The sequence below is a fragment of the Caballeronia sp. LZ028 genome (genome assembly GCF_031451415.1).
GTDB classification, from domain to species: Bacteria; Pseudomonadota; Gammaproteobacteria; order Burkholderiales; family Burkholderiaceae; genus Caballeronia; species Caballeronia zhejiangensis.
The window spans coordinates 1,891,699-1,914,595 of sequence record NZ_JARUXN010000001.1; the positions used below are offsets into that span (position 1 = coordinate 1,891,699).

Annotated in this window: 23 protein-coding genes; 4 read left to right on the forward strand and 19 right to left on the reverse strand. The window is 64.3% G+C overall.

The window, feature by feature from the left end:
* The 11 genes from QCE58_RS08960 to QCE58_RS09010 form a co-directional block, all read right to left on the reverse strand.
* On the reverse strand, positions 1 to 477 hold the full coding sequence (locus QCE58_RS08960) for a VOC family protein (RefSeq protein ID WP_008349443.1): 477 nt from the start codon (positions 475 to 477) through the stop codon (positions 1 to 3).
* Between the two features lie 38 nt (positions 478 to 515).
* Entirely contained in the window at positions 516 to 989 is a 474-nt protein-coding gene (locus tag QCE58_RS08965) for a VOC family protein (RefSeq protein ID WP_008349441.1), read from the reverse strand.
* A 132-nt stretch (positions 990 to 1,121) separates the two neighbouring features.
* Positions 1,122 to 3,059, reverse strand: coding sequence for a response regulator (locus QCE58_RS08970; RefSeq protein ID WP_250439809.1), 1,938 nt, complete (start codon positions 3,057 to 3,059; stop codon positions 1,122 to 1,124).
* Positions 3,060 to 3,133: 74 nt separating this feature from the next.
* Positions 3,134 to 3,598 (reverse strand): response regulator, encoded by a 465-nt coding sequence (locus QCE58_RS08975; protein WP_008349436.1) that lies wholly within the window; start codon positions 3,596 to 3,598, stop codon positions 3,134 to 3,136.
* Positions 3,591 to 5,963, reverse strand: coding sequence for an ATP-binding protein (locus QCE58_RS08980; RefSeq protein ID WP_244807386.1), 2,373 nt, complete (start codon positions 5,961 to 5,963; stop codon positions 3,591 to 3,593). Before QCE58_RS08980 ends, QCE58_RS08975 begins: the two co-directional genes overlap by 8 nt.
* A complete protein-coding gene (locus tag QCE58_RS08985) occupies positions 5,960 to 6,589 on the reverse strand; it encodes a biliverdin-producing heme oxygenase (RefSeq protein WP_008349429.1) in 630 nt (209 codons plus the stop codon). Before QCE58_RS08985 ends, QCE58_RS08980 begins: the two co-directional genes overlap by 4 nt.
* Positions 6,590 to 6,792: 203 nt before the next feature.
* The gene (locus QCE58_RS08990; RefSeq protein ID WP_008349427.1) at positions 6,793 to 7,095 is read right to left on the reverse strand and encodes a hypothetical protein; all 303 of its coding nucleotides are present in this window, start codon (positions 7,093 to 7,095) and stop codon (positions 6,793 to 6,795) included.
* 20 nt (positions 7,096 to 7,115) lie between these two features.
* Positions 7,116 to 9,830 (reverse strand): DNA ligase D, encoded by a 2,715-nt coding sequence (gene ligD / locus QCE58_RS08995; protein ID WP_250521146.1) that lies wholly within the window; start codon positions 9,828 to 9,830, stop codon positions 7,116 to 7,118.
* A gap of 18 nt (positions 9,831 to 9,848) precedes the next feature.
* Positions 9,849 to 10,757: a Ku protein gene (locus QCE58_RS09000; protein WP_008349424.1), complete on the reverse strand. Its 909-nt coding sequence runs from the start codon at positions 10,755 to 10,757 to the stop codon at positions 9,849 to 9,851.
* Positions 10,758 to 11,053: 296 nt separating this feature from the next.
* Positions 11,054 to 11,605 carry a DUF6013 family protein gene (locus tag QCE58_RS09005; protein WP_008349423.1) on the reverse strand — a complete coding sequence of 184 codons (552 nt, stop codon included), beginning with the start codon at positions 11,603 to 11,605 and terminating at the stop codon, positions 11,054 to 11,056.
* Positions 11,606 to 11,762: 157 nt separating this feature from the next.
* Complete coding sequence (locus QCE58_RS09010; protein WP_175982247.1) at positions 11,763 to 12,779, reverse strand: zinc-binding alcohol dehydrogenase family protein; 1,017 nt, start codon at positions 12,777 to 12,779, stop codon at positions 11,763 to 11,765.
* 100 nt (positions 12,780 to 12,879) lie between these two features.
* Between QCE58_RS09010 and QCE58_RS09015 the strand changes: the two genes are divergently transcribed.
* Both QCE58_RS09015 and serB read left to right on the forward strand, forming a co-directional pair.
* Positions 12,880 to 13,836, forward strand: coding sequence for a LysR substrate-binding domain-containing protein (locus QCE58_RS09015; protein ID WP_309779456.1), 957 nt, complete (start codon positions 12,880 to 12,882; stop codon positions 13,834 to 13,836).
* 45 nt (positions 13,837 to 13,881) lie between these two features.
* Positions 13,882 to 14,721 carry a phosphoserine phosphatase SerB gene (gene serB / locus QCE58_RS09020; protein ID WP_250521147.1) on the forward strand — a complete coding sequence of 280 codons (840 nt, stop codon included), beginning with the start codon at positions 13,882 to 13,884 and terminating at the stop codon, positions 14,719 to 14,721.
* A gap of 38 nt (positions 14,722 to 14,759) precedes the next feature.
* Here the strand turns inward: serB and QCE58_RS09025 are convergent, their stop codons facing one another.
* The 5 genes from QCE58_RS09025 to rimO form a co-directional block, all read right to left on the reverse strand.
* Complete coding sequence (locus QCE58_RS09025) at positions 14,760 to 15,953, reverse strand: cystathionine beta-lyase (RefSeq protein ID WP_008349419.1); 1,194 nt, start codon at positions 15,951 to 15,953, stop codon at positions 14,760 to 14,762.
* A gap of 66 nt (positions 15,954 to 16,019) precedes the next feature.
* Positions 16,020 to 16,643: a hypothetical protein gene (locus QCE58_RS09030; RefSeq protein ID WP_144403838.1), complete on the reverse strand. Its 624-nt coding sequence runs from the start codon at positions 16,641 to 16,643 to the stop codon at positions 16,020 to 16,022.
* 23 nt (positions 16,644 to 16,666) lie between these two features.
* Entirely contained in the window at positions 16,667 to 17,851 is a 1,185-nt protein-coding gene (gene bktB, locus QCE58_RS09035) for a beta-ketothiolase BktB (protein WP_250521148.1), read from the reverse strand.
* 28 nt (positions 17,852 to 17,879) lie between these two features.
* Positions 17,880 to 18,803, reverse strand: a complete 924-nt coding sequence (locus QCE58_RS09040) for a sugar kinase (RefSeq protein ID WP_250521149.1) — start codon at positions 18,801 to 18,803, stop codon at positions 17,880 to 17,882.
* Between the two features lie 4 nt (positions 18,804 to 18,807).
* Positions 18,808 to 20,145: a 30S ribosomal protein S12 methylthiotransferase RimO gene (gene rimO, locus QCE58_RS09045; RefSeq protein ID WP_051079027.1), complete on the reverse strand. Its 1,338-nt coding sequence runs from the start codon at positions 20,143 to 20,145 to the stop codon at positions 18,808 to 18,810.
* 241 nt (positions 20,146 to 20,386) lie between these two features.
* Between rimO and QCE58_RS09050 the strand changes: the two genes are divergently transcribed.
* A complete protein-coding gene (locus tag QCE58_RS09050) occupies positions 20,387 to 20,569 on the forward strand; it encodes a hypothetical protein (RefSeq protein WP_250521150.1) in 183 nt (60 codons plus the stop codon).
* Between the two features lie 19 nt (positions 20,570 to 20,588).
* Positions 20,589 to 21,170: a hypothetical protein gene (locus QCE58_RS09055; RefSeq protein ID WP_239295304.1), complete on the forward strand. Its 582-nt coding sequence runs from the start codon at positions 20,589 to 20,591 to the stop codon at positions 21,168 to 21,170.
* Between the two features lie 69 nt (positions 21,171 to 21,239).
* On the opposite strand, the gene phaR is transcribed toward QCE58_RS09055, so the two are convergent.
* The 3 genes from phaR to QCE58_RS09070 all read right to left on the reverse strand — a co-directional run.
* Positions 21,240 to 21,815, reverse strand: coding sequence for a polyhydroxyalkanoate synthesis repressor PhaR (gene phaR / locus QCE58_RS09060; RefSeq protein ID WP_033537161.1), 576 nt, complete (start codon positions 21,813 to 21,815; stop codon positions 21,240 to 21,242).
* 155 nt (positions 21,816 to 21,970) lie between these two features.
* The gene (locus QCE58_RS09065) at positions 21,971 to 22,711 is read right to left on the reverse strand and encodes a 3-ketoacyl-ACP reductase (protein WP_008349413.1); all 741 of its coding nucleotides are present in this window, start codon (positions 22,709 to 22,711) and stop codon (positions 21,971 to 21,973) included.
* 87 nt (positions 22,712 to 22,798) lie between these two features.
* A partial coding sequence (locus QCE58_RS09070; protein ID WP_309779734.1) for a hypothetical protein occupies positions 22,799 to 22,897 on the reverse strand: 99 nt, incomplete at its 5' end.

Genomic DNA, 22,897 nt, shown 5'->3' on the forward strand with positions numbered 1-22,897 from the left:
TCACTCGCCGTTGTACGCCCGCTCGAGCGCCGGGAGATCGAGCTTGATCATCCCTTGCATCGCTTTCATGGTGCGGTCGGCTTTCACCGGGTCCGGGTCCTGCAACATGCCGAGCAGACGCGTCGGCGCAACTTGCCACGTCACGCCGAAGCGGTCCGTGAGCCAGCCGCAGGCCAGCGAACGGCCGCCGTCCATCAGCTTGTCCCAGTAATGGTCGACTTCTTCCTGCGACTCGCACTTGATGAACATAGAAACGGCCGGCGTGAACGCGAACTCCGGATTGCCGTTCAGCGCCAGGAAGTCCTCGCCTTCGAGCTCGAACATCACGGCGATGACGCTGCCGACCGGCTTCGGGCCCGACTCGGTGCTGCGCATGATGTCCTTGATGCGCGCGTTCCTGAACGTGCTGACATAAAAGTTCGCGGCCTCTTCGGCGTTGCCGCCTTGGAACCACAGACAGGGCGAAATCTTGTGCATGTGCGTTGCTCCGTTCTCACTAGCGTGCGTGGTTTCGTTCATTGACCGCAAGGCTGCTGCGCCATCGCCTGCTTCATTTCTTCCGGCGTCATGTCACGCGTATGCGTCGCGACCGACCATTGATGACCGAACGGGTCTTCGAGACGCCCGTAGCGGTCGCCCCAGAACATGTCGGCGACGGGCATCGTGACTTTCGCGCCGGCGCTTTCGGCCTGCTTCACGGTGGCGTCGGCGTCTTCGACATACAGGTGAATCGTGACCGGCGATCCGTTCAGCGCCTTCGGACCGACCGAGCCGAATTGCGGGAACTCATCGACGAGCATCAGCATGGAATCGCCGATTTTGACCATCGCGTGCATGAGCTTGCCGTCGGGCCCGGGCATGCGGCCCAGCTCGATGGCGTTGAACGCGCGCTTGTAGAACTCGATCGCTTCTGCGGCGCCCGCGCACACGAGATGCGGGGTCAGCGAACGCATGCCTTCGGGAATCGGCTTGACGGCGGATTGGGACATGTCGGCTCCGTGTAGTGAGTGAGCGCGCCGGGTTTGGCGCGGTCTCATAGCCTACGACGAACGGGCCGCGCGCGAATCGACACAAGCCCGCAGACGCCTGTCAAATTTCTTCGACCGGCGCGCGCCGATAGCTTATTTCGAATGCTGTTCCGCGAGCGATTGAATCAGCGCTTCGAGCCGCGAGAAATTGACCGGCTTGGTCAGATGATCGCGAAAACCGGCTTCGCGGCAACGGCGGATGTCCTCGTCCATGCCGTAGCCCGTGATCGCCACCGACGGCTTGTCGGGCTGCAGGCTCTGCCACGCGCGCGCGATATCGAGTCCGCTGCCGTCGGGCAGGCCGATATCGCTGACGAGCAGATCGAACGGCCCGCTCTTCGCGCGTTCGAGCGCCTGAGCGACCGTTACGGCAACCGACACTTCGTGGCCGAGCATTTCGAGCACTTCGGCCATCGCCGACGACGTCTGCTCGTTGTCCTCCACGAGCAGCACCTTGAGCGCGCGTCCCTGTTCCCGGCTCGCGGCTTCGATGAGCGGCTCGTCCTCGCGCGCGGGTTGCAGTTTCGCGAGCGGCAGCGTCAGCGTGAAGCGCGCGCCCGCGTCGCGGCCTTCGCTGTAGGCCGAAAGCGTGCCGCCGTGCTTCTGCGCGAGCGTGCTCGCGATCGCGAGACCGAGCCCGAGGCCGCCGAACGAGCGCGTGATGGAATCGTCGGCCTGTTCGAACGCCGAGAATATGCGCGGCAACGCCTCCGCGCTGATGCCGATGCCGCTGTCCGTCACGGAAACGGCGATCGTCGACGGATCCGGATTCCAGGTCCGCACGTCGATGCGCCCGCCCGCCGGCGTGAACTTCACCGCGTTCTTCATCAGATTCCAGATGATCTGCTGAAGGCGCGCCGCGTCGCCGAGCACGACGAACCGGCCCGCGTCGAAATGCGTTTCGAGCGTGAGGCTCTTCGCGCGCAGATCGGCTTCGGACATGTCGAGCGCGCTCGTCAGCAAGGTATCGAGCGCGACGCTCGCGAAATTCAGCGACAGCTTGCCGCGCGCGATGCTCGTGAGATCGAGCAGATCGTCGATGAGGCGCGCTTCCAGCTCGACATTGCGGCGGATGAGATCGAGCGTCGGATGCGCCTCGCGCGGCAGCGAGTGCTTCATTTCGAGCAGGCGCACGGCGGCGAGAATCGGCGTGAGCGGCGTGCGCAGTTCATGCGAGAGCACCGCCAGAAAATGGTCCTTCGCGCGATTCGCCGATTCCGCCTGATCCTTTGCGAGCCGCAGCGCGTCGGCGGCCATGTGGGCGTCGGTCGCGTCGCGCACGATCTTCGAAAAGCCGATCAGTTCGTCGTGCTCGCTGCGGATCGCCGTCGTCACGCCCGAGGCGAAAAACGAATGGCCATCCTTGCGCCAGAGCCAGCGGTCGTCGCTCGCGCTGCCTTCGCGCCGCGCGGTTTCCAGCTCGGCGTCGAACACGCCGCCCTCGCGATCTTCCTGCGCATAGAAGATGTTCGCGGACTGGCCGAGCACGTCCTGCGCGGGAAAGCCCAGAATGCGCTCCGACGCCGCGTTCCATGTGCGGATGCGGCCTTCGGGATCGAGCGTGATGACCGCGTAATCCTTCAGCGCATCGATGAGCAGGCGGAAATGCGTCTCCGTTTCGCGCAACGCCCGCTCGACGGCGATGCGTTGCGCGCGCTCGGCGCTCTCGCGCATCGCGCGGCGCACGACGGCGGGCAGCCGCTGCAGGCGCTGTTTCAGCACGTAATCGGTTGCGCCGCGCTTGAGCATATCGACGGCGTGCTCTTCGCCGAGCAAGCCCGACACGAAGATGAACGGCGTGTCCGGGGAACGCTCGCTCGCGATCGTGAGCGCCTCGATGCCCGAGAAGGTCGGCATCACGAAGTCGGCGAGGATCACGTCGAAGCGCTTTTTCTCCAGCTCGGCGATGAACGCCGCGGAGTCGTACACGATCGACGCCTCGACCGCATAGTCCGCGCGTTCGAGCTGGGCGATCGTCAGCTCCGCATCGAGTGCGTTGTCTTCGACGAGAAGCAGATGCAGAGGCTGCATGATCTAGGCGTCCTCTTGAAAGGACGCTTGCGGGCGCACCGGCCGGGACGGATTCGTGCTCATGGGCGCAGCGGTCATTGCGCGGGCGGCGGGCGACGAAAGCGCGTCGAGCCCGGCGGCGGCTCGTTGAGCACGGCCCAGAACACGCCGAGATCGCTGATCGCCTCGACGAATTCGGCGAATTCCACCGGCTTCACCACATATGCGTTGACGCCGAGTTCATAGCTGCGGATGAGATCCTGCTCCTCGCGCGACGACGTGAGCATGACCACCGGCACGCTCTTCAGCGATGCGTTCGAGCGGATCATGTCGAGCACTTCGAGGCCGTCGATCTTCGGCAGCTTCAGGTCGAGCAGGATCACCGCCGGATTGCCGGGCGCGCGCTCCTTCCACTCGCCTTCGGAGGTGAGATAGTCGATGGCTTCCTGACCGTCGCGCGCCACGATCACCTCGTTGGCGAGCTGACTCTTGTCGAGCGCGACGAGCGTGAGCTCGAGATCGTTCGGATTGTCTTCGACGAGCAATATCGGTTTAAGCATGGTTTTTTCTTGACTTTGTATTTGGCGCGCCTTGCGTCCCGTTCGCGTTGCGGAATGTCACGGGCAGCGAGAAATAGAATACCGCGCCCTCTCCCAGCCGCCCTTCGGCCCACGTGCGCCCGTCATGACGCTCGATGATGCGCCGCACGTTGGCGAGCCCGATGCCCGTGCCCTCGAACTCTTCCGCGCGATGCAGGCGCTGGAACACCCCGAACAGCTTCGCGCCGTACTTCATGTCGAAGCCGACGCCGTTGTCGCGCACGCCGATCACGTATTCGTCGCCGCTTCGGGTCGCGAATATCTCGATTTTCGCCGATTCCCGCGTCCGCGTATATTTCACCGCGTTCGATATCAGGTTGCGCACCGCAAGCTGAAGGAAAGCGGCGTCGCCGGTCACGCGCGGCAGATCGCCGATCACCCATTCGATGCTTCTTCCCGAGCCTTCCACCTCGACTTCCTGCACGACCGACTTCACGAGCAGGCCGAGATCGACCGGCGCGGGCCGGAGCGCGGCGCGGCCCATCTGCGAGAACGTCAGCAGGTCGTCGACGAGCGTGCCCGCGAAACGCGCAGATTCCAGCATGTTGTTGAGAAACCGCCGGCTCTTGTCCGACATGCGCTCGCCTTCCTGCTCGCGCAGAAGATCGCCGTATCCGGCGATATGGCGCAGCGGCGCGCGCAGATCATGCGATACCGAATACGAGAACGCCTCCAGCTCCTTGTTCGCGCGCGTGAGTTCGGTCGCGAGTTCCGCGCGCTCTTCCGCGCGGCGCAGCACGATGTTCAGCAGCGCGCCGCGCAGTTCGGCGGCGATTTCGAGCTCGCTCTGACGCCACAGCGCCGAATGGCCGCGCACCGTTTCGAGCCACGGCGAAAAGCTCGTGCGCGGCGCGCTCGAGCCATCCGCGCTTTCGATCTTGACCGGCTCGCCCGCCCATTCGATCGTCTGCATCAGTTCGGGACGGAACCAAAGCAAATAGTTGCGGAAGATCTGCGAGACCGGCACCGCGAGCACGCCGCACGCCTTGTCTGCGTGCGCCTTGGCGGGCGGCCATTCGCGCGCGAGCGAATCCGTCGCCCACACGCCGGACGTGTTTTCCGCGAGCCAGTGCGTGAGCGCGCGCACGGTGTCCTCGTCGGGCGTCGCGCCGAGCAGCGTGACCTGATCGTCGAAGACGATCGCCGCGCCCGCGGAACGCGCGAAACTCAGTACGTCGCCCGGCACGGCGCGCAAGCCGGCGACGAAGTTCTCGTGCTCGCCCATCGCCGAAATCAGGCGGCTCATCGTGCGGCGCAGCGCGCTCAGATATTCGCCCTCGGCGCGCTCTTCCTTCGCTTCGATCTGCAAGGACAGCATGTGCCCGAGATGCTCGACCGCGACGCGCGTATTGAACGGCACGATGCGCGCGCTGTGATCGTGACACGAGATGAGTCCCCACAACTGTCCCCGCACGACGATCGACACGGACATCGACGCATGCGTGCCCATGTTGCGCATGTACTCCAGATGCACGGGCGAGAAGCTGCGCAGCGTCGCAAACGTGAGATCGGTGGGGCGGCCGGTGACGGGATTCACGCTCGGCACGAGGCGCGCGGGCGTGTAGTCGACATCGGCGACGAGGCGGATACGGTTCTTCAGATACAGCGCGCGCGCCTGACGCGGAATGTCCGACGCCGGGAAGAACTGATGCAGGAACGACGGATAACTCGCGTCGCGGTCCTCCGCGAGCACGTGGCTGCGGCCTTCCTCGTCGAAGCTATAGAGCATCACGCGGCCGAAGCCCGTGATCGCCCGCACTTCGCGCACGGCGAGCTCCGCGAGCGCCTGCACGCTGCCGCCCTCCTGCAGCCCGCGCGCGAACGTGCGGACGAGCGGATACATCGACGCGAACGCATCGCCCGTCGCGGCGGCGGTCTCCATCTCGACGATGAGCGTGCCGTCATGACGATGTATCGTCACATCGAGGCGCAACGCCTTATCGGACGACGACGGCGCGAGATCGATCGGGCCGATGTAAAGCGGCGCGTCGTCGAGCGCGGACGTGGCGGCCGCCTGCCCGATGCGCTGCGCGCCCGCCGCGCCGAGCACGACATCGAGCGGAGCGCCGAGCAGTTCGTCGACACCCGCGTTCGTCAGCGAGACGAGGTTCTCGCTGACCTGCAGGATGTGCAGATCGTCGGACAGCACGAGCAGAAATCCATGCGGCTGGATGCCGCCGGGAATGTGGATCGGCTCGGCATCGCAGTCCTGGCTGGCGACGCCCGAGCTGAGCGTGCGCCGGCGCGCTTCGGCATCGGGCGGTCCTTGCGATGCTTCGCGCACGGCCCTCGCGCCGATGGGCGGCTCGCTCGCGGACTCGCTCATGAACCCGCTCCCGGCGCGGGCTGCGAATACTCGATGCCGATTGCTTCAGGACACAGCCACGCTTGCAGACTTTCGAACGTCGCGATGGCGGCTTTCACCGCATCGTCGTGAAGGCGTTCGGGCACGCTTGCCGCCGCGGTCTCGCGAAACGCGTTCCACATGCTGCCCGTGCGCGGGCCGTAGCCGTCGAAATACGCGTTGCCGATGCCCGGCGCGAGATCGAGACGCGCGGCCACATGCGGCGCGATGAAGCGGCCGCCGAGCGTGCTGCCTTCCATCACGTACATCGAGCCGATGGCATCGCCGATGTTGTCCATACGCGGCAGGTCATCGCGCGCGCCGGCTTGCGGCAGCGATCCGGCGGACGGCGTTTCACCCGTCAGCGCGGCGAGATCGGCGGCGAGGAGCGACGCCTTGCGGCGCGCATCGAAAAAGTCCGCGAGCGACGACGGCAGGCACGCGGCCGCCGCGTCTTCCCACGGCGCGACGTAACCATAGAATCGTTCGAGCAGCGCGATGTATTCGTCGCGCTGAAGGTCGTCCCGCATCAGGTCGAGCGCATTCTCCAGCCGCGCGTGGCACGCAGCGGTTTCGTTCTTCAGACGGGACAGAAGGTCGAGTGGCATGTTCCGTTGTGTTGGCTTCAGTCCGCAAAGCGGTCATGGGATGCAAGCATCGGAAGGGCTTACCGGTTTGCGCGCTTGTTGAAATACGCGCATCGGTAGAAAAAACGCAGCGAACGTTGCGTTCAAGCCCGCTCCCGATCAACGAATCATTCTACGCAAGCGGCCCGCGCGCTGCCATCCGCGAAGGCTTTTCACCGTTCGGTTCAGCGCTCCTTCGACTGCCCTTCACCGCTGTTCGCATTCGCATGTTCGTCGCGCTGCGTGTCGCGCTGATAGTCGCCGCCGCCGCGCCGGTCCGTGTCGACGAGACCGTGTTCGAGGTCCTCGTGCGCCTGCTTGCCAACATCGCGCGCGCCATGTTCGCGTTGCGATTCGACGTTCTGATCCGCCTCGTGAGGCAGCGGCGCGTTCGACGCATCGTCGCGCGCCTGCTTCTCGCGATCCTTGCTCGCCATTTCGCGTCCGCGTTCGGGCACGCTCTCCGGGCCCGCGCTCGCCTGCTTCATGTTCGTCTCCTTGTGAACGCTCACTTGCGCGATGCGTTCATGCCAAGCCGCTTCTTCATCTCCGCCGTGAGCCGCTGACGCGCCTTGTCATAGCCCGCCCACGGATCGCTCTTCAGCGCATCGAGCCGCTCGCGCACGTTGCCGATATGCCATTGGTCGCCGCTCGTGACGGAATCGAGTTCGTCCCAGGCAAGCGGCATCGATGCGCCGAGCCCCGGCCGCGCGCGCAGCGAGAATGCGGCGACCGTGCTGGAGCCGCGGTTGTTGCGCAGATAGTCGATGAAGATCTTGCCCTTGCGATTCTGCATGCCCATTTTCGCGGAGAAGAGCTTGGGCAGCGTGCTCGCCATATGCTGCGCGACGGCCTGCGAGAAATCCTTCATGTCGTCCCAGCTCGCCTGCTTCGCAAGCGGCACGACCACATGAAAGCCCTTGCCGCCGCTCGTCTTGCAGAACGACGTGAGACCGAGCTCGACGAGCAGATCCTTCGTGAGCTTCGCGGCCTCGATCATGCGTTCCCAGCCGACGCCTTCGCCCGGATCGAGATCGAAGATCATGCGATCCGGCTTCTCGATGTTCGACGCCACCGCGTTCCACGTATGCAGCTCGATCGTGCCCATCTGCGAGGTGCCGACGAGCGCCTGCGACGATTCGATCGTGAGCAGCGGCGGATGTCCCGGATCGATATCGGGATGCTGCGTGATATGCGGAATCGCGAGCTTCGCGCTGTGCTTCTGAAAGAACAGCTCGCCGCCGATGTCTTCCGGCGCGCGCACGAGCGACACCGGCCGATCCTTCAGATGCGGCAGCATCCAGTCGGCGACCGACGCGTAATACTCGACGACGTCGAGCTTGGTCAGCCCCGTCGATTTGTCGATCACGCGATCCGGATGGCTGATCTTCACGCCTTCGATTTCAGCCGGACTCGCCTTGGCCTTTTTCGCGGCCGTCGTCTTCTTCGCCGCGATTTTCTTTGCCGCGACTTTCTTCGCGGCCACGGGCTCTTCCTTCACGATCTGACGCGCGGGTTTATCGTCCCGCAAACTGACGAACGATGCTTGTCGCACGATGCGCTCCTTGGTCCATTCCGCGAAATTGCATTCGGCCACGAGCTCGGGCTTCACCCAATGCACGGGCGTGCGGCTGCGTTCCTGCGGCTCGCTTGCAAAGGGCATGCGTTGAGTCTCGCGCTTGTCGAGTTCCTTCTTCACCGCGACGAGCGTCGCGTGATCGAAGCCGCTGCCGACGCGCCCTGCGTACTGCAACTTGCCGTCCGTATCGTAGACGCCGAGCAGCAGCGCGCCGAACTGCCCGCGGCTGCCAGAGGGCTCCGAATAGCCGCCGATCACGAATTCCTGGCGGCGTCTGCACTTGAGCTTGATCCACGACGCACTGCGCCCCGAGACATAGGTGCTGTCGATCCGCTTGCCGATGATGCCTTCCAGCGCCATGTCGCAAGCGCTCTTGAGCAGGTCGTCGGCGTGAAAGGCGAAGTCTTGCGAGAAGCGCAGCACCGGATCGTCGAGCGGCTCGATGACCGCCTTCAGGATCGCGCGGCGTTGCACGAGCGGCACGTTGCGCAAGTCGTAGCCGTTCAGATACGGCACGTCGAAGAAATAGACGACGATGTCTTGCGGGCGCCCCACGTCGAATGCGTTCTGCAGCGCCTGGAAGTCGGGCAAGCCGCGCTCGTCGAGCACCACGGCTTCGCCGTCCAGCCAGCCGCTTTCGATATCGAGCTTGTCGAGCGCCTTCACCTGCTTCGAGAACTTCGCGGTCCAGTCGTTGCCGTTGCGCGTATAGATGCGAACTTCGCGCTTGCCCTTCACCGTTTCGATGCGCGCGAGCACGCGATAACCATCGAACTTTATTTCGTAGCCCCAATCATCTCCGGGCGGCGCGGCATCGACGAGCGTGGCGAGTTGCGGCTTGAGCGTCGCGGGCAGCTTCGCCTTTTGCGCGCCTTCGATCGCCGGTTCGTGCGACAACGTGCGCAACGACTCGGCGTTGCGATTCGCGACGATATCCGGATGCGCGTGACCATTCCCCGCCTTCGCTGCTTTCGCCGAGGTCTTGCGCGCCGGCGCTTTCTTCGCGCCCGCCTTGCGTTCGTTGCGCTCGCGCAGCGCACCGGTTTCGTCGCGTGCGCCGAGCGAATCGGACAGCACGCTGCCGGGTTTCTTCAGCAAGATGTCGTACTCGGCTTCGGGACGCGCTTCGTCGTCACGCTCCTTGATGAGCAGCCATTGCTCCTTGTCGCCGCTGCCGCGCATGTGGCTTTTCACGAGCGTCCAGCCGCCGTGCAGCTTTTCGCCGTCGAGCGTGAACTTGAGCTTGCCCTTTGCATACTCGCGCGCCGCGTCCTCGACGCTGCCCGATTGCGGCGCCCAGGTCCCGCGATCCCACACGATGACGCTGCCCGCGCCGTAGTTGCCTTCGGGAATCTCGCCTTCGAACGAGCCGTAATCGAGCGGATGATCTTCGACGTGCACCGCCAGCCGCTTCACCGACGGATCGAGACTCGGCCCTTTCGGCACCGCCCATGATTTGAGCGTGCCATCGAGTTCGAGACGGAAGTCGTAATGCAAGCGGCGCGCGTCGTGTTCCTGAATCACGAAGGACAGCGCGCTTTGCGTGGCCTTTTTCGCGCGCGCGCTGCGCTTCGTGGCGCCGGACGGCTCCGGCGTCTTGTCGAAACGCCGCATCCGTTGATAGGTTTCGAGTTTCGCAGCCATCGTCGTTGGGTCGTGCGCTTATGCGCGTTTGCGGCGCGTCGTCTTGCGTGCCGGACGCGCGGTTTCCTCGCCGCTTTCGTCGCCCGAATCGTCATCGGATTGCGCGGCCTTGCCGCCGCGTTTCGCCGCACCGCCTTTCTTCAGGCTGCGCTTGAGCAGTTCGGACAAGTCGAGGATGTCGGCGGATGCCTTTTCCTCGCCACCTTCGTCAATCTTCATCACCTCGGCAACCTTGCCTTCCTTCACCTTCCTGTCGACGAGCGCCATGATGTCGTCCTTGAAGGTGTCGTGATACTTCGTCGGGTCCCAGGTGTCGCTCATGTCGTCGATGAGACGCTTGGCCATTTCGAGTTCCTTCGGCGTGACGCCGGCCTTTTTCGTGTCTTCGTCCGGGAACTTGAACTGGCTGAAGTCGCGCACTTCGTCGCCCCAGCGCAGCGTGTTGAGCGCGAGCGCGGGGCCGACCGGAATCAGCGCCGCCAGATGCTGCTTGTTGTGCAGCACGACGCTCGCGATGCCGACCTTGCCCGTATCCTTCAGCGCATCGCGAAGCAGCGCGTAGACCTTTTCGCCTTTGCGATCGGGCGCGAGGTAGTACGGCGTATCGAGCGAGAGGAACGAGATCTCGGGCGCATCGACGAAGGCGAGAATATCGACCGTCTGCGTCGATTCGGGATTGGCCGCGCGGATTTCGGCGTCGGTCATCACGACGTACTTGCCCTTCTCGTATTCGAAGCCGCGCACAATGTTGTCGCGCGTGACTTCCTTGCCCGTGTTCTTGTTGATCTGCTTGTAGCCGATCGGGTCCATCGAGCGCTTGTCGAGCAGGTTGAAGCCGACCTTCTCCGACTGCGTCGCCGGATAGAGTTGCACGGGCACGTGGACCAGCCCGAAGCTGATCGCGCCTTTCCAGATCATGTGCGGCATTGCGGCACCTTCGCTGTCGGATCGAATCGATGGATACGCTCGGGAACATGCGCCCAAGCGTTTCTGCGCGCCGTTTTCAGCGCGGCATCGACAAGAATCGCACAAAGCGTGCCAAGCGGCGCGGGCGTGCGGACGCACGGCGCGCCGGGTCGCCCGCGCTTGCGTGCGACCGTTCATCTGTAAGCTTTACTGAGGATGAGTTTGCGCGACAAGTTTGCGCGGTTCGGAAAACAAGACAGTTAGTTGCGTATGCGGCATCGAAAAAACGCGCCGGGAAGGCTGGCGCGTCCATCGAGTTACTTGCGGCTCGCGGTGACGGTCAACTGCGTGCCGTCATCGAGCGTGACGGTTTTCTTGGAGCCGGTAGAAGTCGGCATCGAGAAGCGCACGATCTGGCTGAAGCGATTATCGACGGGACATTGCAGGCTCTTGCCGCCCACGGTCACCTTGCTCGTGCCCTTCGGCGCGTACGCGCGAAAGCTGATCTGCACGTTCGCCGCGCCGTTGTCCGCGACGACCGGCGCGAAGCGGATCTGCACTTGCCGCACCGCCTGCCCGTCCGCGCTTTTGGGCACCGACGCCGCCTGCGGGCACCCGTCCGGTACGGCCTGCGCGCCGCTCGGCGCGGTGCCCTGCCAGGTGAAGTCGTCGGTCTGGCCCGAGCGGATGGTGCGCGTTTCCTGCTCATTGCCGAAATTCTTCGACGCCATCTTCACCGTGTACTTGATGGGGCCGTCATTGGGCGCTTCGGAGAGAACCTTGATGCCTGGCGTCGCGTGGGCGGTCGCTGCGAACAGCGCGAGCGCGGCGACGGAAACGATGCGACGAACGATCAAACGACGATTCATGCCGCCACCTCCGTATCGAGCGCTTGGAAGGAAAGACCGGCGCCGCGAAGCACCGGCAAGCTGTAGGGCCGATCCAGTCTAGCGCCCCGCCCGCTGGCTCATCCTAGTGGAAAACCCGCGTGAGCAGCAACGTCGATGATGTTCGTCAACACATTCGTCAGAAGCCGGTCAGCACGAGCTTGCCGACCGTGCGCCCTTCTTCCAGAAGGCGATGCGCCTCGCGCAGATTCGCCGCGTTGATCGCGCCGAGATTCTTCCCGAGCGTCGTGCGGATGGTGCCTGCGTCGATCAGCCGCGCCACTTCGGACAGCAGCTTGTGCTGCTCGATCATGTCGGGCGTCTTGAACATCGCGCGCGTGAACATGAACTCCCAGTGAAACGCCGCGCTCTTCGCTTTCAGCAATTCGACGGGAACGGGCTGCGCGTTCTCGACGATCGACGCGATGCCGCCTTGCGGCTTGATGACGTCGGCGGCCGCGGGAAAATGCTTGTCGGTGTCGTTGAAGATCAGCACGTAATCGACTTCGGGAAAGCCGATTGCCTTCATCTGCTTCGGAATGTCGTCGAAGTGATTGACGATGTGATCCGCGCCGAGGTCTTCGGCCCATTTCGCCGATTCGGGCCGCGAGGCAGTGGCGATCACCTGCAATTTCGCGACGCGCTTCGCCAGCTGAATGCCGATCGAGCCGACGCCGCCCGCGCCGCCGATAATCAGCACCGACTTGCCCGCGTCCTTGCCTTCCGCCGACACGCCGAGCCGCTCGAAGAGCGCTTCCCACGCGGTGATCGTCGTGAGCGGCAGCGCGGCGGCGTGGGTGAAATCGAGCGATTTCGGCTTCGCGCCGACAATGCGCTCGTCGATCAGATGAAACTCGCTGTTCGCGCCTTGACGCGTAATGTCGCCCGCGTAGTAGACCGGATCGCCGGCCTTGAAGAGCGTCACGTCCGGGCCGACCGCTTCCACGACGCCCGCCGCGTCCCAGCCGAGCACGCGCGGCGTCTCCTCGACCTTGTCTTTCGGCGCGCGCACTTTCGTGTCGACGGGATTGACGGCGATCGCTTCGATTTTCACGAGCAGATCGCGGCCGGTCGGCGTGGGCTTGTCGAGTTCGATATCGACGAGCGATTCGGGATTGGAAATCGGGAGATAGCGGGTCAAACCGATGGCTTTCATTTTTTGCTCCGTCGTGAGTGGACTGGATTCGATCTTAAAGTGCGATCGGTCTTTCGAAAACCGTCATAATCGCTGAAACATTTTTCGGGAAATCCATCGAATGGCGAGCGATCCTGTAACGGAAGACACGACGCGCGAGCGGCTCGATCTGCTCGACGTCGGCCTTTTTGTGCGCGCGGCGGCGCTGGCGAATCTGTCGGCGGCGGCGCGGGAATTCGGCTTGTCGCCGGCGGTGGCGAGCGCGCGCATCGCCGGGCTGGAGCGCATGCTCGGCACGCGGCTTCTGCATCGCACGACGCGGCGGGTCTCCGTCACGCAGGAAGGCGAGATTTTCGCGGCGCGCGCGCGCGAACTGCTCGACGCCGCCGAAGCCGCGCGCGCATCGGTCGGGCGCGCGCGGGCGCATCCGCATGGCCGGCTGCGCGTGACGATGCCGTCTTCGCTCGGCCGCCAGCACATCTCGCCGCTGATTCCGGCGTTTCTGCGCCAGTTTCCCGGCGTGACCGTCGATTTGCGCATGACCGATCAGATCGTCGATCTCGTCGATGAAGGCATCGACCTCGCGATCCGCATCGGCGCACTGAAGGATTCGACGCTCGTCGCGAAAAAGCTCGCGAGCAACCGACGCGTGCTGTGCGCATCGCCCGCGTATCTCGCCGAACACGGCACGCCGCGCCATCCCGCCGATCTCGTCGATCACGAATGCGTGATCCTCGCCGATCAGCGCGACTGGAGCTTCGTCACGCCGACGGGCGTCATCGACGTGCGCGTGTCCGGGCGCATCGTGACGGACAACGGCGAAGTGATCCGGGATGCGCTCGCGGCGGGCATCGGCATCGGCCTCAAATCGACGTGGAGCGTCGCGCCCTTGCTCGCGAGCGGCGAACTCGTCACCGTGCTCGACGATTACCCGCTCGCGCAGACCGTCGCGATCTGGGCGGTGTATCCGAGCCGCGCGTTCGTGCCGCCGAAGACGCTCGCGTTCATCGACTTCCTCGCAGTACAGTTCGGCGAGCCGCCTTACTGGGATGTCGATCCGGCGCACGTGCAGCGCTGAAGGTTCTTTACAATGGCGGTTTCGCCGCCCTTTCCTGCTCTTTTGATGAACCTCGTCATTCAAAGTCCCAGCGCCATTTCCGATTCGCATCTGCGGCCGCTCGCGGCGCTCGCACGCGCCAAAGAGACGCAGCGCGTCGACGACACCCTTCTGCGTCTCATCGACGCCGATCCGCTGCAGCGCCCCGACATCGACGCTTATTGCGGCACCCATGCGCTCGATTACGCCTTTATCGAAGCGAACGCGAAGCTCGCCGATTTCGGCCTCATCGCGATGGACATGGATTCGACGCTCATCACGATCGAGTGCATCGACGAAATCGCGGATTTTTGCGGGCTCAAAGCCGAAGTCGCGGCAATCACCGAAGCGTCGATGCGCGGCGAGATCAAGGACTTCAACGAGAGCCTCACGCGGCGCGTCGCGCTCCTCAAAGGTCTCGATGCAAGCGCGTTGGAACGCGTCTACGAAGAGCGCCTGCAACTGTCGCCGGGCGCGGAACGCATGCTCGAAGGCGCGCGCGCGGCGGGCCTGAAAACGCTGCTCGTGTCGGGCGGCTTCACGTTCTTCACCGAGCGTCTGAAGGCGCGGCTCGGCCTCGATTACACGCGCGCGAATACGCTCGAAATCGTCGATGGGAAGCTGACCGGCAAGGTCGTCGGCGAGATCGTGAACGCGGATGTGAAGGCGCGCACGCTCATCGAAACGTGCGCGCAGATCGGCATCGATCCGAAACGCGCGATCGCAATGGGCGACGGCTCGAACGACCTGAAGATGATGGCGGAAGCCGGATTATCGGTCGCGTTCCGCGCGAAGCCGGTCGTGCGGCAATCGGCGAGTCTCGCGTTCAACTTCGTCGGACTCGACGGCTTGTTGCGGCTCTTCTGATCGATGTGAAAACGGCGCCTTCGGGGCGCCGTTTTCATTCAGGCGAACGCCTTGGCGAGCGCGGCTTCGAGATCCGCGCGCAAATCCGCTTCCGCTTCCAGCCCGACGTAGAAACGCACCAGCACGCCTTCGTGCGGCCATTGCGACGCGGTGCGCATCGAGCGGATGTTGTACGGCATCGCGAGGCTGTGCGCGCCGCCCCAGCTCCAGCCGATCGAGAACAGTTCGAGCGCTTCGACGAACGCATCGACTTGCGCGCTCGTGTAGCGGCCATCGAAGACGATCGAAAACAGCCCGCCCGCGCCGCCCTTGAAGTCGCGCGCAAAGAACGCGTGGCCGGGACAATCCTCCAGCGCCGGATGCAGGACCGCCTTCACTTCGGGCCGCGTCTTGAGCCACTGGGCGAGCGCGTACGCGGTGCGGTCGTGCGCTTCGTAGCGCACTTTCATCGACGGCAGGCTGCGCAGCACGAGCGACGCATCGTCCGCCGACACGCCGATGCCCATACGCATCCGCGCGCGTTTGAGCTTCTTGTGCAGTTCCTCATCGCGCGTGATGGTCGCGCCCATCAGGATGTCGCTGCCGCCCGACTGATATTTCGTCAACGCCTGCACGGAAATGTCGACGCCATGCTCGAACGGCTTGAACGCGAGGCCCGCGGAAAACGTGTTGTCGATCGCCGTGACGATGCCCTTCGCGCGCGCGACGGCGACGATCGCCGGCACGTCCTGCACTTCCATCGTCACCGAGCCGGGCGCTTCGAGCCAGATCAGCTTCGTGTTCGGACGGATCGAATCGGCGATGCCCGCGCCGGTCATCGGATCGTAATAGGTCACTTCCAGCCCGAAATCGGCGGCGAGCCAGTCGGCGTGATCGCGATTCGGACCGTAGGCGTTGTCGGGCACGAGAACGTGATCGCCCGCTTTCACGAGACCGAAGTAGATGTTGGAGATCGCGGCGAGCCCCGACGGCTGCAGCAGCGCGAATTCGCCGCCCTCGATCGCGGCGAGACGCTGCGCGAGCGCGATGGTCGTCGGCGTGCCGTGCAGGCCGTAGCGCCACTTCGAATCGTCGCTCCAGACGAGCGAGCGCATCGAGGCGAGATCGGGAAACACGACCGTCGATGCGCGCGCGACCGGCACCGAGAACGACTCGAAGCCGGGCGTGATGCGGTCTTCAGGCTGAACGATGCGGGTTTGCAGATCGCGGTCCTTGCTGCTGGAATCAGTCATGGCTTTGCAATACGGAATGAAAAGAGACCGCCGCCGGAACGCCCGGCGGGGTGAAGACAGAGCGAATCATTCGCCGATGATGACGTTGCTCGTGCCGCCCACGGCATTCTTGGGCGGCGCGGGCGGCGCAGGTTCCAGCGACGGCGCGGGCGGCGCCTTCGCGGTGCCCGTCGCGGGCAAGGTCTTGCCGGCCGCGGCGGGCCGCAGATCGAACGGCTGCGGGTTCGAATCGTCCGGGTTCATGCGCTCGCCGGACACGCTGCCGTCCGCCGCGAACTTGCCGACCCAGTTGCCCGTGATGTGCGTGCCGTCGTTCGATTCCTCGATTTCGAGCGTGTCGCCGTCGCGGTCGCCCGCGACGAGAATCACGTTCGGGCTGCCGGCGAACCGGTACTCGCCGTGCACGCCGGAGGGCTCGTCGGTTTTCGCGCCGAGTTTCATCTCGATCTGCTTGTCGCCGAGCGTGCCGACGTAGCGCGGAAACTTCGCGTACTCCGGATTCGGCGTGAGCGGCTTCTGCGGCGGCAGCGCGAGTTCCTTGATCGCGGCTTGCGCGCCGTGTGCGTCGGCGCCCGCTGGCTCGCGTGCGTTCTGTGCCTGCACGCCGGTCTGGCCCGCCGGCATCGGCGAATTGCACGCGGCAAGCGCGGCGAAGATCGTCAAGGCCGCGACCGTCCGCGGCCCTTTCATGCTTGGCATCATCCGTGAGTCCTTCAAATGCGCTCGAAGATCGCCGCGATGCCCTGGCCGCCGCCGATGCACATCGTCACGAGCGCGTAACGCCCGCCGATGCGCTGCAGTTCGTACAACGCCTTCACGGTGATGAGCGCGCCGGTCGCGCCGATCGGATGCCCGAGCGAAATGCCCGAGCCGTTCGGATTGACCTTCGCGGGATCGAGCTTCAGTTCCTGCGATACGGCGCACGCCTGCGCGGCGAACGCCTCGTTTGCTTCGATGACGTCGAGATCGTCGACGGAGAGGCCCGCGCGCTCCAGCACCTTCTGCGTCGCGGGAACCGGGCCGATGCCCATGATCTTCGGATCGACGCCCGCGTGCGCGTACGCGACGAGCCGCGCGAGCGGTTTCGCGCCGCGCATTTCCGCAAGCGAGCGCTCCATCAGCACGACGGCCGCGGCCGCATCGTTGATGCCCGACGCGTTGCCCGCCGTCACCGTGCCGTTTTCCTTCGCAAAAACCGGCTTGAGCTTCGCGAAGTCTTCGGCGGTGGCGTTCAGGCGAACGTGCTCGTCGCGGTCGAACACGGTGTCGCCTTTCTTCGAAGCGAGCGTGATCGGCAGAATCTGATCGTTGAAATAGCCGGCTTCGATCGCTTTCGCCGCGCGCCGGTGCGATTCGAGCGCGAGCGCGTCCTGCATCTCGCGCGTGATGCCGAACTTCGCCGCGACGTTCTCGGCCGTCACGCCCATGTGGATCTTGTCGAACGGGTCGTTCAGCGCGCCGACCATCATGTCGACGATGCGCGTGTCGCCCATGCGCTGGCCGAAGCGCGCGGCGGGCATGATGTACGCCGCGCGGCTCATGCTTTCCGCGCCGCCGCCGATGGCGACATCGGCATCGCCGAGCAGAATGGACTGCGACGCCGACACGATCGCCTGCAAGCCCGAGCCGCACAAACGGTTCACTGTGAGCGCGGGCGCGTGCTGCGTGACGCCGCCGTCGAGCGCCGCGACGCGCGCGAGATACATGTCGCGCGGCTCCGTATGCACGACGTTGCCGAACACGACGTGACCGACTTCATCGCCCGCGACGTTCGCGCGGGACAGCGCTTCGCGCACGACGCGCGCACCGAGATCGGTCGGGCTGAAGTCCTTCAGCGAACCGCCGAAATCGCCGATCGCCGTGCGCACGCCGCTTACCACCACCACTTCACGTTGCATGTTGTCGTCTCCTTCGTTTGAGGTGCGGCTATTCTGCCAGCGCGCGCTCGACCTCGTCCTTTCGCGGGATCGGCGCCACTGCGCCAAAACCTTGCGTCGACAAAGCCGCGGCGACGTTCGCGTAGCGCGCCGCGGCGAAAGGATCGTCGCCTGCAACGATGCGCGCGATGAACGCGCCGCCGAAGCAGTCGCCCGCCCCGGTCGCATCGACCGCCTGCACGACGCGGCCCGGCACCACGCGCCGCTCGTCCGGCGTCGCGATATACGCGCCTTCCTTGCCGAGCTTCAGCGCGACGACCTTCGGACCGAGTTTCAGCAGCGCATCGACGATCGCGTCTTTGTCTTCGTGGCCGGTGAGCAGCGTGACGTCGTCCCAGCTCGGCAGGCAGATGTCGGTTGCGCGGATCGCTTCGAGCATGACCGCGCGGGCGCGCGCGAGCGGCCACAGCTTCAGGCGCAGGTTCGTGTCGAAGCTGACCTTGACGCCGTGCGTGCGCGCATGGTCGATCGCGGCGAGCGCGGCATCGCAGGCGGCCACGCCGATCGCGAGACTGATGCCCGACAGATGCACGACCTTCGCGGCGGCGATCGCATCGAGCGGCAAGTGCGACGGCGCGTAGCGGCTCGCCGCCGAACCCGCGCGCAGATAGTCGAAGCGATGCCCGCTCTCGCCGTGCGACACGAAATAGACGCCCGTGGGCGCATCGTGATCGACGCGCACCGTCGACGTATCGACGTTTTCCGCGCACCACAGATCGAGCAGCAATTGCCCGAAGTGATCGTTGCCGACCGCGGACACGAAGCCCGTCGCCGCGCCCTGGCGCGATGCCGCGATCAGGAAGTTGGAGACGTCGCCGCCGAAGCCTTGCAGATAGTTCGGCTGATCGCGCGTCGACTGATTGAACTCGATCATGGCCTCGCCGAGCGCGAGGACGTGCGGCATCCTTGGCATGGCTTTAGACCTCGCCCCAGAGATCGTGGCCATCGGCGCCGGTGATCTTCACCGACACGAAGTCGCCGGCCTTGTAGCGCTTCGATGCCTTCGTCGTCGGCGCGATGTACACGACGCCGTCGATTTCCGGCGCGTCCGCCGCCGTGCGGCCGATGCCGCCTTCCGCGCCCACTTCATCGACGAGCACTTTGAGCGTCTTGCCGACCTTCTTCTTCATGCGCTTCGCGGACAGTTCTTCCGCGAGTTCCATGAAGCGCGCGCGGCGATCCTCGCGCACTTCGTCGGGCAACGCGCCGTCGAGTTCGTTCGCCGTTGCGCCTTCGACCGGCGAATACGCGAAGCAGCCGACGCGATCCAGATCCGCTTCCTTTAGGAAATCCAGCAGCGTCTGAAACTGCTCTTCCGTCTCGCCCGGAAAGCCCGCGATGAACGTGCTGCGAATCGTCAGATCGGGACAGATTTCGCGCCATGTCTTCACGCGCTCGAGCACCTTTTCCGCGTTCGCCGGGCGCTTCATGCGCTTCAGCACTTCGGGATGCGCGTGCTGGAACGGCACGTCGAGATACGGCAGAACGTGGCCGCGCAGCGGGCCTTCGGCCATCATCGGGATGACTTCGTCGACGCTCGGATACGGATACACGTAATGCAGGCGCACCCAAGCGCCGTACTGCGCGGCGAGTTCGCCGAGCGCGCCGACGAGCTCGGTCATGCGCGTCTTGAGCGGCTTGCCGTTCCAGAAACCCGTGCGGTATTTCACGTCGACGCCGTACGCGCTCGTGTCCTGCGAAATCACGAGCAGTTCCTTCACGCCGGACTTGAACAGATTTTCGGCTTCCAGCATGACTTCGGCGACGGGGCGCGAGACGAGATCGCCGCGCATCGACGGGATGATGCAGAACGTGCAGCGATGGTTGCAGCCTTCCGAAATCTTCAGGTAAGCGTAGTGGCGCGGCGTCAGCTTGATGCCGGCGGGCGGCACGAGATCGGTGAACGGATCGTGCGGTTTCGGCAGATGCGTATGCACCGCGTTCATGACTTCGTTGGTCGCGTGCGGACCGGTGACGGCCAGCACTTTCGGATGCACTTCCTCGATGAGGCCCGAACCGCTCGCGCTCTTTTTCGCGCCGAGACAGCCGGTCACGATGACCTTGCCGTTCTCGCTCAACGCCTCGCCGATGGCGTCGAGGCTTTCCTGCACGGCTTCGTCGATGAAGCCGCAGGTGTTGACGACGACGAGGTCCGCGCCGTCATAGGTGCCGGAGATTTCGTAACCTTCGGCGCGCAACTGCGTCATGATCTGCTCGGAATCGACGAGCGCCTTCGGGCAGCCGAGCGACACCATGCCGATTTTCGGCGCGGGCTTCGTCCTGGCGAGTGAATCGATTGAATCTAAAGAATTTTTCACGGGAAGAGTGTCTTGTGGGAACGCAAGAGGCCAATCCACTATTTTACATCGGCGAGCCGCCGACACGGCTCGGCCCCCTTTTCCTTTGTCTCATTCCGATTGAAGCTGGCGCGCAGCAAACTCGAGCGAATCCGCAGCTTCCCGCGTCTCTCATTGCTTCGAATCACACATCGGTTTCATGCTCGACTACTCAGCGCTGCGCCATTTCAATCCGCTCTTCGTCACGCCCTGCTACTCGGGCCAAGTGACGTCCGGCTACGCCACCAGCATGCTCACGCTCACCAACGAGCTCGGGCGCCTCGGCGTGCGAGGCTCGATGCGCATCTGCGCCGGCGAAAGTCTCGTCACGCGCGCGCAATGAAGCCGTCGCGCATTTTCTGATGCATACGGAGCACACGCATCTCTTCTGGATCGATGCCGATATCGGCTTCACACCGGAGCAGGTGCTGCGTCTGCTGCTCGCGGGTCGCGATGTCGTCGCCGGCGTGTATCCGCTCAAGCGCATCGACTGGACGGGCGAGATTCCCGCCGGGCTCACGCAAGCGCAGTTTCTCGAACGGGCGTTGCGCTATCCGGTGAATTCGCATGACGGCGCGCGCCTCGAAGTGGACGACGACGGCTTCATGAAAGTGGACGAGGCGCCGACGGGCTTCATGTGCATACGCCGCGCGGTGCTCGAAACGATGATCGCGCGCATGCCCGAGTTGCGCTACGTGCCCGACGCGCCGCCGGATTCGCCGTTGCACGGCTACTGCCATCGCTTCTTCGACGTGATGGTCGAGCCGGAAACCGGGCGCTATCTTTCCGAGGACTACGCGTTTTGCCGCCGCTGGCGCGATTCTGGCGGAAAGGTGTACGTGGATGCACGCTCGACACTGGAGCACCACGGCGCCTATACGTATCGCGGCGATTTCGGCGCGGCGCTGGCGTACGATTCGACGAGAGCCGTGGGCGGGCAATGAACGGACGGCGCGCGAGCGCTCACGCCGAGGCGCGCAAGCCTCGACGCCCGCACGCGCCCTCGAACCGGACTACTTCTTTTCCGTCGACGAAGGCGTGGGCGTCGGGAACGGAAACGTGTTGAACATCGACTTCGCCTGCGACTGCATCTGCTCCTGCATCTGCACGAACATGTTTTTCGACTGCTCGATGTAGCTCGTCATCATGCCCTGCATCATCGGCGCCTGCATGTTCATGAACTGCGACCAGACTTCGGGGTTGAGCGCGTTGCCGTCGTAGATGCCCTTGCTCTGCTCGGTCAGCTTCTGCTGGATGTCGATGAACGCCTGGATGTTCTTCTCCAGATACGTGCCCATCATGCCCTGCATCGCGTGGCCGTAGAAACGGATGATCTGCGAGAGCATCACCGACGAGAACATCGGCAGGCCGCCGCTCTCTTCTTCCAGAATGATCTGCAGAAGGATGCTGCGCGTGAGGTCGTCGTTGGACTTCGCGTCGAGCACCTTGAAATCTTCCTGATCGAGCACGAGCTGTTTCACATCCGACAACGTGATGTAGGTGCTCGTTTCCGTGTCGTACAGCCGACGGTTTGGATACTTTTTGATGAGTCGTTCGGCGGGTTTCTTTGTAGTAGTAGTGGTGGTCATTTAACGCCTTTAAACGCAAAACTTTACTGCGATGGCAGCAAGCAGGTCTTGCGTTGTCGCAAAAAAGCGCTGCTGCATGTTCGCCGCATCGTTGATAAATCCGGCGAGTGGTGACTTCCCGCGCGCGTTTCGGCGTCGCGGGAAGCCGCCGCCCGTCAGCCCATATGCAAGCCGCCGTTCAGCGAGAAGTCCGCGCCGGTCGCGAAGCCCGATTCTTCGGACGCGAGCCACGCGCAGATCGAGCCGATTTCGTCCGGGGTGCCGAGACGGCGCACCGGAATGGTCGCGACGATCTTCTCCAGCACTTCCGGACGGATCGCCTTCACCATGTCCGTGCCGATATAGCCCGGCGACACGGTGTTGACCGTCACGCCCTTGGTGGCCACTTCCTGCGCGAGCGCCATTGTGAAGCCGTGAATGCCGGCCTTGGCGGTCGAGTAGTTCGTCTGGCCGAACTGGCCTTTCTGCCCGTTCACCGACGAAATGTTGATGATCCGGCCCCAGCCGCGCTCGACCATGCCGTCGATGACCTGCTTCGTCACGTTGAAGAGGCTCGTCAGGTTCGTGTCGATGACGGCGGTCCAGTCTTCGTGCGTCATCTTGCGGAACACGACGTCGCGCGTGATGCCCGCGTTGTTCACGAGGACATCGATCTCGCCGACTTCGGCCTTGACCTTGTCGAACGCGTTCTTGGTCGATTCCCAGTCGCCGACGTTGCCTTCCGAGGCGATGAATTCGAAGCCGAGCGCCTTCTGGTCTTCCAGCCATTTCACCCGGCGCGGCGAATTCGGACCGCAGCCCACGACGACCGTAAAGCCATCTTTAAGCAGGCGCTGGCTGATGCTGGTGCCGATGCCGCCCATCCCGCCGGTTACATACGCTATACGCTTCGCCATTCCTCACTCCATTTTCGTTATGCGGACGGCGATCTCCTTGCCGCCCGCTGGCCCTTCCCAATCCCGCCAGTGACTATCTGTGACTTATTACGGACGTTCCACCGCCAGCGCGACACCCATGCCGCCGCCGATGCACAGCGACGCCAGACCCTTCTTCGCGTCGCGCTTCTGCATTTCGTGCAGCAG

Bases quoted from the DNA above. Each gene is read 5' to 3' on its own strand.
- QCE58_RS08960 (WP_008349443.1), bottom strand. From the start codon at position 477: ATGCACAAGATTTCGCCCTGTCTGTGGTTCCAAGGCGGCAACGCCGAA.
- QCE58_RS08965 (WP_008349441.1), bottom strand. From the start codon at position 989: ATGTCCCAATCCGCCGTCAAGCCGATTCCCGAAGGCATGCGTTCGCTG.
- QCE58_RS08970 (WP_250439809.1), bottom strand. From the start codon at position 3,059: ATGCAGCCTCTGCATCTGCTTCTCGTCGAAGACAACGCACTCGATGCG.
- QCE58_RS08975 (WP_008349436.1), bottom strand. From the start codon at position 3,598: ATGCTTAAACCGATATTGCTCGTCGAAGACAATCCGAACGATCTCGAG.
- QCE58_RS08980 (WP_244807386.1), bottom strand. From the start codon at position 5,963: ATGAGCGAGTCCGCGAGCGAGCCGCCCATCGGCGCGAGGGCCGTGCGC.
- QCE58_RS08985 (WP_008349429.1), bottom strand. From the start codon at position 6,589: ATGCCACTCGACCTTCTGTCCCGTCTGAAGAACGAAACCGCTGCGTGC.
- QCE58_RS08990 (WP_008349427.1), bottom strand. From the start codon at position 7,095: ATGAAGCAGGCGAGCGCGGGCCCGGAGAGCGTGCCCGAACGCGGACGC.
- ligD (WP_250521146.1), bottom strand. From the start codon at position 9,830: ATGGCTGCGAAACTCGAAACCTATCAACGGATGCGGCGTTTCGACAAG.
- QCE58_RS09000 (WP_008349424.1), bottom strand. From the start codon at position 10,757: ATGCCGCACATGATCTGGAAAGGCGCGATCAGCTTCGGGCTGGTCCAC.
- QCE58_RS09005 (WP_008349423.1), bottom strand. From the start codon at position 11,605: ATGAATCGTCGTTTGATCGTTCGTCGCATCGTTTCCGTCGCCGCGCTC.
- QCE58_RS09010 (WP_175982247.1), bottom strand. From the start codon at position 12,779: ATGAAAGCCATCGGTTTGACCCGCTATCTCCCGATTTCCAATCCCGAA.
- QCE58_RS09015 (WP_309779456.1), top strand. From the start codon at position 12,880: ATGGCGAGCGATCCTGTAACGGAAGACACGACGCGCGAGCGGCTCGAT.
- serB (WP_250521147.1), top strand. From the start codon at position 13,882: ATGAACCTCGTCATTCAAAGTCCCAGCGCCATTTCCGATTCGCATCTG.
- QCE58_RS09025 (WP_008349419.1), bottom strand. From the start codon at position 15,953: ATGACTGATTCCAGCAGCAAGGACCGCGATCTGCAAACCCGCATCGTT.
- QCE58_RS09030 (WP_144403838.1), bottom strand. From the start codon at position 16,643: ATGAAAGGGCCGCGGACGGTCGCGGCCTTGACGATCTTCGCCGCGCTT.
- bktB (WP_250521148.1), bottom strand. From the start codon at position 17,851: ATGCAACGTGAAGTGGTGGTGGTAAGCGGCGTGCGCACGGCGATCGGC.
- QCE58_RS09040 (WP_250521149.1), bottom strand. From the start codon at position 18,803: ATGCCAAGGATGCCGCACGTCCTCGCGCTCGGCGAGGCCATGATCGAG.
- rimO (WP_051079027.1), bottom strand. From the start codon at position 20,145: ATGGTGTCGCTCGGCTGCCCGAAGGCGCTCGTCGATTCCGAGCAGATC.
- QCE58_RS09050 (WP_250521150.1), top strand. From the start codon at position 20,387: ATGCTCGACTACTCAGCGCTGCGCCATTTCAATCCGCTCTTCGTCACG.
- QCE58_RS09055 (WP_239295304.1), top strand. From the start codon at position 20,589: ATGCATACGGAGCACACGCATCTCTTCTGGATCGATGCCGATATCGGC.
- phaR (WP_033537161.1), bottom strand. From the start codon at position 21,815: ATGACCACCACTACTACTACAAAGAAACCCGCCGAACGACTCATCAAA.
- QCE58_RS09065 (WP_008349413.1), bottom strand. From the start codon at position 22,711: ATGGCGAAGCGTATAGCGTATGTAACCGGCGGGATGGGCGGCATCGGC.